Below are 8662 nucleotides of genomic sequence, written 5' to 3'. Positions count from 1 at the left end.
GGACGCATACTCATGCAGCTTCTTCATGCAGATTGACGGAACAGAAAATGAACCCAAGCATAGCACGCGACACGCTCGCCCCGGACACGGAGACGACCCGCGCCGCGCACCACAAAACCCTGTTGCGCAAGACGCTGCTGGCGCGTCGCAAAGCCATGCCGGCCGAGGACCAGGCACGTGCCGCGGCCCTGATAGGGCAACGCGTGCTGCACTGGTGCGCGCACCAGGCCATTGCCAGCCTGGCGGTCTACCAGGCGATCCGGGGTGAACCGGATCTGTCTGTGGCCTATAACGCGCTGGCCGCACGTGGGGTGCACCTGTGCCTGCCGGTGGTAGTGGGCAAAGAGGCGCCCCTGGAGTTCCGCGCCTGGCAGCCGGGCGATGTACTGGAAAAGGATGCCCTGGGCACCTTGGTGCCCCCGGCCGGCGCGCCCGTCGTGCAGCCACAGGCCTTGCTGATCCCCTGCCTGGGTTTCAATGCCGCTGGCTTCCGGCTGGGTTATGGCGGCGGTTTCTATGACCGTACCCTGGCGGTGAACCCAAGGCCGCTGGCCGTGGGTGTCTGCCATGGCTTCGGACTGGTGGAATTCGAGGCGCAAATGCACGACATAGCGCTGGATGGCATCCTCACCGATGCTATATGAACGAAAAAAAAGCCGGACCACGGTCCGGCTTGGGAGGCAGGCGCCGCCTACTTCACCAGCTGCTGCCAGATGGCCTGGGTCGGTCCGGCCTGGTTCAGTGAATAAAAATGCAAACCAGGAGCACCACCGGCCAGCAGGCGTTCGCATAGCTGGGTGACCACTTCCAGGCCGAAGGCGCGGATCGATTCCGTGTCGTCGGCATAGCTGGCCAGCTTCAGACGGATCCAGCGCGGGATTTCGGTACCGCACATGTCAGAGAAGCGCACCAGTTGCGAATAGTTGGTGATGGGCATGATGCCGGCGATCACCGGCACGTTCGCACCCAGCTTGGCGGCTTCATCGACGAAGCGGAAATAGGCATCCGCATTGTAGAAATACTGGGTAATGGCCGAATTGGCGCCGGCCTTGACCTTGCGCGCGAAGTTCTGCACGTCGTCCTGCGGCGAGCGGGCTTGCGGATGCATTTCCGGGTAGGCCGCCACTTCGATGTGGAACCAGTCTCCGGTCTCGGCGCGCACGAACTCGACCAGCTCGTTGGCATAGCGGAATTCGCTGGACGCCTGGTCCATGGCTCCATAGCCGCTGGGCAGGTCGCCCCGCAACGCCACCAGGCGCTTGATGCCGTTGGCGCGATAGTCTTCCAGGATGGCGCGCAGGCTGGCGCGGGAGCTACCGATGCAGGACAGGTGCGGTGCGGCTTCATGGCCTTCGCCGACGATTTCCAGCACGGTGTCGCGCGTGCCTTGCTGGGTCGAGCCACCGGCGCCGAAGGTCACCGAGAAATACTTGGGCTGCAGCGCGGCCAGCTTGGCGCGGGTGGCGCGCAGTTTTTCCGCGCCTTCGGCGGTCTTGGGCGGGAAGAATTCGATACTGAAATTAGGTGTGCTCATGGATTCGATCCCGATTTGAGCAACAGGGTCGAGAGCGCCCAGGAAACGATGCTATAGAGCAGCGCGCCGCCCACGGCAGACCAGAAGCCGGCCACGTGGAAGCCGCCCACCAGTTGCGCCACCACCCAGAACATCAGGCCATTGATGACCAGGATGAACAGGCCCAGCGTCACTACCGTCACCGGCAGGGTCAGCACCACCAGCACCGGGCGCACGATGGTATTGACGAAACCCAGGATGAGCGCGGCCAGCAGCGCCGAGCCCAAGCTCTCGACCTGAACCGAGTGCATCAGGTAGGGAACGGCCAGCAAGGCCAGGGCGTTGATGAGCCAGGTCAGCAGCAGGCGCACGGAAATTCCTTTCGACCCCGTCGGGGCAGTAATAGACACAGCCGCAGAGCTTGCACCACCCGGTCGGGCGATGCAAGCGCTACGCTCTGCAACAAGGCTGATATAGCCAGGCCGGCGCAGCGCCGGCCTCGGCAGCGATCAGTAGCGGTAGTGATCGGCCTTGTACGGACCTTCGATCTTCACACCGATGTAGGCAGCCTGTTCGGGCGTGAGTTCGCTCAACTGGGCGTTGAGCTTCTTCAACTGCAGACGGGCGACCTTTTCATCCAGGTGCTTGGGCAACGTGTAGACGCCCACCGGGTAGTCCTTGGTATTGACGAACAGTTCGATCTGGGCAATGGTCTGGTTGGCGAAGGACGAGCTCATCACGTAGGACGGGTGACCGGTGGCGCAACCCAGGTTGACCAGGCGGCCTTCGGCCAAGAGGATGATGCGCTTGCCATCGGGGAAGATCACGTGGTCGACCTGCGGCTTGATGTTTTCCCAGGTGTACTGCTTCAGGGCGGCGACTTCGATTTCATTGTCGAAGTGGCCGATGTTGCAGACGATGGCCTGGTCCTTCATCTTCTTCATGTGCTCATGGGTGATCACATGGTAGTTGCCGGTGCAGGTGACGAAGATGTCGCCGTGTTCGGCAGCGTAATCCATGGTCACCACGCGATAGCCTTCCATGGCGGCCTGCAAGGCACAGATCGGGTCGATCTCGGTGACCCACACTTGCGCCGACAGGGCGCGCAGGGCCTGGGCCGAGCCCTTGCCGACGTCACCGTAGCCGGCCACGATGGCGACCTTGCCGGCGATCATCACGTCGGTGGCGCGCTTGATGCCGTCCACCAGCGATTCGCGGCAACCGTAGAGGTTATCGAACTTGGACTTGGTGACCGAGTCATTGACGTTGATGGCCGGGAAGGCCAGCTTGCCTTCCTTGTGCATCTGGTACAGGCGGTGCACGCCGGTGGTGGTCTCTTCGGTGACGCCCTTGATTTCCTTCAGACGCTTGGAGTACCAGTTGGCGTCCTTGGCCAGGTAGCGCTTGATGGCGTTGAACAGGCACACGGCTTCGTCCGAATCGGGCTTGGCCAGCACCGAGATATCGGTCTCGGCGCGGGCACCCAGATGCAGCAGCAGGGTGGCGTCGCCGCCATCGTCCAGGATCATGTTGGAATAGCCGCCGTCGGTCCATTCGAAGATGCGGTGGGTATATTCCCAGTATTCATCCAGGGTTTCGCCCTTGATGGCGAAGACCGGGGTGCCGTTGGCAGCGATGGCGGCAGCGGCATGATCCTGGGTCGAGTAGATATTGCAGGAGGCCCAGCGTACTTGCGCGCCCAGTGCTTCCAGGGTCTGGATCAGCACGGCGGTCTGGATGGTCATGTGCAGCGAACCGGTGATGCGGGCGCCCTTCAGGGGCTGGGATGCGGCGAAATCCTCGCGGATCGCCATCAGGCCCGGCATTTCGGGTTCAGCGATCTTGATTTCCTTGTGGCCCCAGTCGGCCAGCTTGATGTCGGCGACAATGTAGTCTTGGTGATTCGTTTGAGTAGTCATGCCAATGGCGCTGTTCACGCCCTCCTTTCCTGTAAAAGCAAAAAAAAAGTAACGTGAGCCCGGTTGCCAGGGGACCTGCCCTTGTTCCCGCTTCAAGCTGGCAGGGGATTCCCTGTCCAACCCTCCTATGGCGCTGTTCACGCCCTCCTTTCATGTAAAAGCCAGAAAAAAAGTAACGTGAGCGCGGTTGCCAGGCGACCTGCGCCTGTTCACCGCTTCAAGCCTGGCAGGGGATGTCCCTGTCGCAACGCTCCTTGCAGCGGTGAGGCATTGTGAGATTTGACTTTCCAGACGCAATGCCGACATCGGAAAAATGGCGCGAATCTTCATTCGCGGGGAACAGCATTGTAGCGCGGGGCCGCCGTTAGTCAATCCTTGGAACAGGCGGGTGAATTGATCTTCACCTGCCCGTTTTCCGGCTTCATTCGCGCTTCACCCGGCCCGCGCCGGGTGGGCTTTCTTACAGACCAGCCGAAGCGCGCAGGGCGGCGACCTTGTCGGTGCGCTCCCAGGTAAACTCCGGCTCTTCGCGGCCGAAGTGGCCATAGGCGGCGGTCTTGGCGTAGATCGGGCGCAGCAGGTCCAGCATCTGCACGATGCCCTTGGGGCGCAGGTCGAAGTGTTCCTGCACCAGCTCGGCCAGCTTTTCATCGCTGATCTTGCCGGTACCGAAGGTGGTCACCATGACCGAGGTCGGCTTGGCGATGCCGATGGCGTACGACACCTGGATCTGGCAACGCTCGGCCAGGCCGGCGGCGACGATGTTCTTGGCCACGTAGCGGCCGGCGTAGGCGGCCGAACGGTCGACCTTGGACGGGTCCTTGCCGGAGAAGGCGCCACCACCGTGGGGCGCAGCGCCACCGTAGGTATCGACGATGATCTTGCGACCGGTCAGGCCGCAGTCGCCTTGCGGGCCACCGATGACGAAGCGGCCGGTGGGGTTGATCAGGTAGCGGGTGTTCTTGAGCCACTCGGCCGGCAGCACCGGCTTGATGATTTCCTCGATGGCGGCTTCGTGGATGTCCTTCTGCTCGATGTCGGGCGAATGCTGGGTCGACAGCACCACGGTATCGATGGCCACCGGCTTGCCATCCACGTACTTCAGCGTGACCTGCGACTTGGCGTCCGGGCGCAACCAGGGCAGGCGACCATCCTTGCGCAGTTGCGACTGGCGCTCGACGATGCGATGCGCGTAGTAAATCGCGGCCGGCATCAGTTCCGGGGTTTCATTGCAGGCATAGCCGAACATCAGGCCCTGGTCGCCGGCACCTTGCTCCAGGTCCACGCCACGGCCTTCATCCACGCCCTGGGCGATGTCGGGCGATTGCTTGTCGTAGGCCACCAGCACGGCGCAGCTCTTGTAGTCGATGCCGAAGTCGGCATTGTCGTAGCCGATGCGCTTGATGGTTTCGCGGGCCACATCGATGTAGTCGACGTTGGCGCGCGTGGTGATTTCACCGGCCAGCACCACCAGACCGGTGTTGCACAGGGTTTCGGCGGCCACGCGGGAATACGGGTCCTGGGTGAAGATGGCATCCAGGATGGCGTCCGAGATCTGGTCGGCGACCTTGTCGGGATGGCCTTCGGAGACCGATTCGGAAGTGAAGAGATATTGATTGGACATGCAAGCCTCGAACTGGAAACGATTTAGCAAATGTCGCGGCCCATCGTTAGTCGTGCCTGCGACGCTTTAGCGATATTTGTACCCCGTCTCGCAAGTTGTCATTAACTCGACGGCTTGTGCTATTTTACGCCTCTTGCATTTTTCTGCAATTTGACGGCGGAGCAACTCCGCCTTTTTGTTATCGGCAAGTATGCTCGTTTCTTTATTCCGCCTGCTCTCCTTCCTGCCGTTGCCGGCCTTGCACGCCATCGGCGTGGCGGTAGGCTGGCTGGTGTTCCTGCTCTCGCCCGCCTATCGCCGCCGCCTGACCGACAACATCACGCTGGCCGGCCATCGCAGCAGTCTGTTGAAGGCCGTGGGCGAAGCCGGCAAGGGCATGTTCGAACTACCCTTCATCTGGTGCGCCAACCCCAAGCGGGTGCTGCGCACCGCCCGCATCGCCAACTGGGAGCTGGTGCAGCAGGCGCTCGATGCCAAGGCCGGCATCGTCTTCCTGACGCCGCACCTGGGTTGCTTCGAAATCTCGGCGCAATCGGTGGCGCGCCACAGCAGCCTGAGCGTGCTCTACCGCCCGCCGCGCAAGGCCGCGCTCAAGCCCTTGATCGAAGGCGCGCGCGCCCGCGCCAACCTGCACCTGGCGCCGGCCAACCTGGCCGGTGTGCGCATCCTGCTCAAGGCGCTCAAGAATGGCCAGGCCATCGGCCTCTTGCCCGACCAGGTGCCGCAGAACGGCGAAGGCGTATGGGCCGACTTCTTCGGCAAGCCGGCCTATACCATGACCCTGCCGGCCAAGCTGCAACAGATGAGCGGCGCCCCCATCATCCTGGTCTATGCCGAGCGCCTGTCCTGGGGCCGCGGTTACGCCATCCACTTCGTCCCCTTTGAGGGTGAGCTGGGTGAAACACCCGAGCAGCAAGCCCGCGCCATCAATGCCGCCATGGAAAAGCTGATCGCCCGCTGCCCCGCGCAATACATCTGGAGCTACAACCGCTACAAGACGCCGCGCGGCGTCACCCCGCCGGGAGCGGCACAATGAGGGCGCTGATCGGGCTGATGTGGCTGCTGCACTGGTTGCCACTGCCCATCCTGGGGCGGCTAGGCGAGGCGCTGGGCTGGCTGCTCTATATGTATATGCGGCCACGCCGGCGCATCACCCTGATCAACTTGCGCCTGTGCTTTCCCGAAAAGACCGAACAGGAACGCCGCCGGATCGCGCGCCGCCACTTCCAGGCCTATGCCCGCAGCGCCCTGGAACGCGGCATCCTGTGGTGGGCGCCGGAGTCGCGCTTGAAGCGCCTGATCCAGGTCGAGCCCGGCATCCCCTTCGAAACGCTCGACAAGGGCCCCACCATCCTGCTGTGCCCGCACTTCGTCTGCCTGGAAATCCCCGGCATCGCGCTGGTGCTCAATTCGGACTATTCGGTCTGTACCATCTACGCCCGCCAGCAGAACGAGGTGGTGGACCAGGCCCTGCTCAAGGGCCGCTCGCGCTTTCGCCCGGTAACGCTGCTGGCGCGCGAAAAGGGCGTCAAGCCCATTATCCGCGCCATGCGCGAAGGCCTGCCCTTCATCATGCTGCCCGACATGGATTTCGGCACCCGCGACGCCGAGTTCGTGCCCTTCTTCGGCGTACCGGCGTCCACCCTCACCGCCACCGCCCGCATCGCTGCGGCCACCGGCGCCTCGGTGGTGCCGGTGATCACTACCTTCCTGCCCGGCTATCGCGGCTGGAAGACCACCTTCTATCCAGCCTGGGAAGACTATCCGGGCCAAGACATCGTGGCCGCCACCCGGCGCATGAATGCCTTCATCGAAGAACGCGTGCTGGAAGCCCCGGCCGAATATTTCTGGGCGCACAAGCGTTTCAAGAACCGCCCGCCGGGCGAACCGGACGTCTACCGCAAGGGCCAGCAATGACCACCCCGCCGCCCTGTGAATCGGGCGCGGCGTACTTATAATGATGTGATGAAAATCAAATTTACCAAGATGCATGGCGCCGGCAACGACTTCGTCGTGCTCGACGCCATCAACCAAGCCCTTTCGCTCACCCCCGCCCAGTGGCAATTCATCGCCGACCGCCGTTTCGGCATCGGCGCCGACCAGATGCTGGTGGTGGAAAAAGCGCAAGCAGCCGGAGTCGATTTCCGTTACCGCATCTATAACGCCGATGGCGGCGAAGTCGAGCAGTGCGGCAACGGCGCCCGCGCCTTCGTGCGCTTCGTCACCGAGAAGGGCTTGACCGACAAGCGCGCCATCCGGGTGGAAACCATGTCGGGCGTGATCGAACCGCGCCTGGAAGAAGATGGCCAGATCACCGTGGACATGGGCGCGCCCATCCTGACCCCGGCCGAGGTGCCCTTCGACAGCCGCAACCTGCAACATCGCCAGCAAGCCGAAGACACGCTGTGGCCGCTGGAGGTGGCCGGCAAGACCACCTGGATCTCGGTGGTGTCGATGGGCAACCCCCATGCGGTGCAGGTGGTGGAGGACAGCGAAGCTGCCCCGGTGCTGGTGGAGGGTCCGCTGATCGAACACCATGCGCGCTTCCCCAAGCGCGTCAATGCCGGCTTCATGCAGGTGCTCGACCGTCATCACATCCGTCTGCGCGTCTACGAACGCGGTGCCGGCGAAACCCTGGCCTGCGGCACCGGCGCCTGTGCTGCGGTGGTGGCGGGCATCCGTCGCGGCCTGCTGGATTCGCCGGTGGCGGTGCAGACCCATGGCGGCCTGCTCAACATCGCCTGGGCTGGGCCGGGCGAACCGGTGATGATGACCGGCCCGGCGGTGACGGTGTTCGAAGGCGAGATCGAGTTGCCGGATCAGCTTTGAGGCGAGGAAAACTTAGAGATCAGAACTCTGACCTCTAAGTTTTGATATAAGACCCGGATGTAAGACTCGGATATCAAAACACGGCTTGCTGGTTCGCTCCAGCAAGCCGTGTCCGTTTCTACGTCCGCAATGCCGTGGAACTCAGGCCGCCAGCCCCTGCTCTTGCGCCTCATCCTCATCTTCTTCCTGCGACTGCGGCAGGACGGTCTTGAGACGATACAACCGCTGGCGGTAATTGCCCTCGGGGCCGCTGGGGCCGCAATCCATGTCCTCGAACAGACGGCCGATGCGGTTGAGCGCGCCGCGCTGTTCGCCGGTCTCGACCATGATCAGGCGCCGCTTGCTGCGGGCATACTGGCTGCGGATATCCACCATCAGGCAATGTCCGCAGTCGGCCTGCTTGAGGTCGATCAGCAGGGCTTCCGGCCGGGTCAGGCCGAACAGCGCGGCCAGTTCGATACGCGCAGCCAGGAAAGGATGGGCGTTGATCTGCTCGCGGCTCAGTTGGGTCCGCGCCTGCACCGCCCAGGAGGCGGCCTGGGGGCGGTCGGCCACCTTGTCCAACAGGGCTTGCGCCTGTGAGGCGCCTTGCGTGGCAGCCTTTTGCAGCCAGTACAGGGCGCGCACGTCATTGGCCGGATCATCGCGCCGATTGCGCCAGGCACCCACCCCGCATTCCAGTTGCGCTTCCACATGCCCCATCTCGGCGGCGCGCTCCAGGTAATGCTGCACATAGACAAGCATGCGCTGGCAAGATTCCGGCTTGAACTAGATCCA

The 8662-nt window shown here is 63.1% G+C and carries 8 protein-coding genes, 1 pseudogene and 1 riboswitch; of the genes and pseudogenes, 4 read left to right on the top strand and 5 right to left on the bottom strand.

Going from position 1 to position 8662, the window contains the following annotated elements:
• Positions 1-47: 47 nt before the first annotated feature.
• On the top strand, positions 48-644 hold the full coding sequence (locus tag I5W_RS13360; protein WP_044529593.1) for a 5-formyltetrahydrofolate cyclo-ligase: 597 nt from the start codon (positions 48-50) through the stop codon (positions 642-644).
• Positions 645-691: 47 nt separating this feature from the next.
• Here I5W_RS13360 and metF read toward each other — a convergent pair whose 3' ends face one another.
• The 4 genes from metF to metK form a co-directional block, all read right to left on the bottom strand.
• Positions 692-1534 carry a methylenetetrahydrofolate reductase [NAD(P)H] gene (metF, locus tag I5W_RS13355; RefSeq protein ID WP_017449717.1) on the bottom strand — a complete coding sequence of 281 codons (843 nt, stop codon included), beginning with the start codon at positions 1532-1534 and terminating at the stop codon, positions 692-694.
• Positions 1531-1884: a phage holin family protein gene (locus tag I5W_RS13350; RefSeq protein WP_017449718.1), complete on the bottom strand. Its 354-nt coding sequence runs from the start codon at positions 1882-1884 to the stop codon at positions 1531-1533. The genes metF and I5W_RS13350 overlap by 4 nt, the downstream gene beginning before the upstream one ends.
• A 138-nt stretch (positions 1885-2022) precedes the next feature.
• Complete coding sequence (ahcY, locus tag I5W_RS13345) at positions 2023-3450, bottom strand: adenosylhomocysteinase (RefSeq protein ID WP_044529592.1); 1428 nt, start codon at positions 3448-3450, stop codon at positions 2023-2025.
• Positions 3451-3604: 154 nt separating this feature from the next.
• A riboswitch (S-adenosyl-L-homocysteine riboswitch) is annotated at positions 3605-3694 on the bottom strand.
• A 198-nt stretch (positions 3695-3892) separates the two neighbouring features.
• On the bottom strand, positions 3893-5056 hold the full coding sequence (metK, locus tag I5W_RS13340; RefSeq protein WP_044529591.1) for a methionine adenosyltransferase: 1164 nt from the start codon (positions 5054-5056) through the stop codon (positions 3893-3895).
• A gap of 190 nt (positions 5057-5246) precedes the next feature.
• Between metK and I5W_RS13335 the strand changes: the two genes are divergently transcribed.
• The 3 genes from I5W_RS13335 to dapF are packed head-to-tail and all read left to right on the top strand — an operon-like array spanning position 5247 to position 7885.
• On the top strand, positions 5247-6092 hold the full coding sequence (locus I5W_RS13335; RefSeq protein WP_044529590.1) for a lysophospholipid acyltransferase family protein: 846 nt from the start codon (positions 5247-5249) through the stop codon (positions 6090-6092).
• Positions 6089-6973 carry an LpxL/LpxP family acyltransferase gene (locus tag I5W_RS13330; protein WP_044529589.1) on the top strand — a complete coding sequence of 295 codons (885 nt, stop codon included), beginning with the start codon at positions 6089-6091 and terminating at the stop codon, positions 6971-6973. Before I5W_RS13335 ends, I5W_RS13330 begins: the two co-directional genes overlap by 4 nt.
• Positions 6974-7021: 48 nt before the next feature.
• Positions 7022-7885, top strand: a complete 864-nt coding sequence (gene dapF / locus I5W_RS13325; protein WP_017449723.1) for a diaminopimelate epimerase — start codon at positions 7022-7024, stop codon at positions 7883-7885.
• 141 nt (positions 7886-8026) lie between these two features.
• Here the strand turns inward: dapF and I5W_RS13320 are convergent.
• Positions 8027-8650: pseudogene (locus I5W_RS13320) on the bottom strand (hypothetical protein); the annotation flags it as partial.
• Positions 8651-8662: the final 12 nt, after the last annotated feature.

Origin of the sequence: Herbaspirillum sp. B65 (genome assembly GCF_000333555.1) — a bacterium.
GTDB classification, from domain to species: Bacteria; Pseudomonadota; Gammaproteobacteria; order Burkholderiales; family Burkholderiaceae_D; genus Herbaspirillum; species Herbaspirillum rubrisubalbicans.
Note: the sequence above shows the minus strand (reverse complement) of the source record. Positions and strands in the feature narration are given on the sequence as shown.

Bases quoted from the DNA above. Each gene is read 5' to 3' on its own strand.
- I5W_RS13360 (WP_044529593.1), top strand. From the start codon at position 48: ATGAACCCAAGCATAGCACGCGACACGCTCGCCCCGGACACGGAGACG.
- metF (WP_017449717.1), bottom strand. From the start codon at position 1,534: ATGAGCACACCTAATTTCAGTATCGAATTCTTCCCGCCCAAGACCGCC.
- metK (WP_044529591.1), bottom strand. From the start codon at position 5,056: ATGTCCAATCAATATCTCTTCACTTCCGAATCGGTCTCCGAAGGCCAT.
- I5W_RS13335 (WP_044529590.1), top strand. From the start codon at position 5,247: ATGCTCGTTTCTTTATTCCGCCTGCTCTCCTTCCTGCCGTTGCCGGCC.
- I5W_RS13330 (WP_044529589.1), top strand. From the start codon at position 6,089: ATGAGGGCGCTGATCGGGCTGATGTGGCTGCTGCACTGGTTGCCACTG.
- dapF (WP_017449723.1), top strand. From the start codon at position 7,022: ATGAAAATCAAATTTACCAAGATGCATGGCGCCGGCAACGACTTCGTC.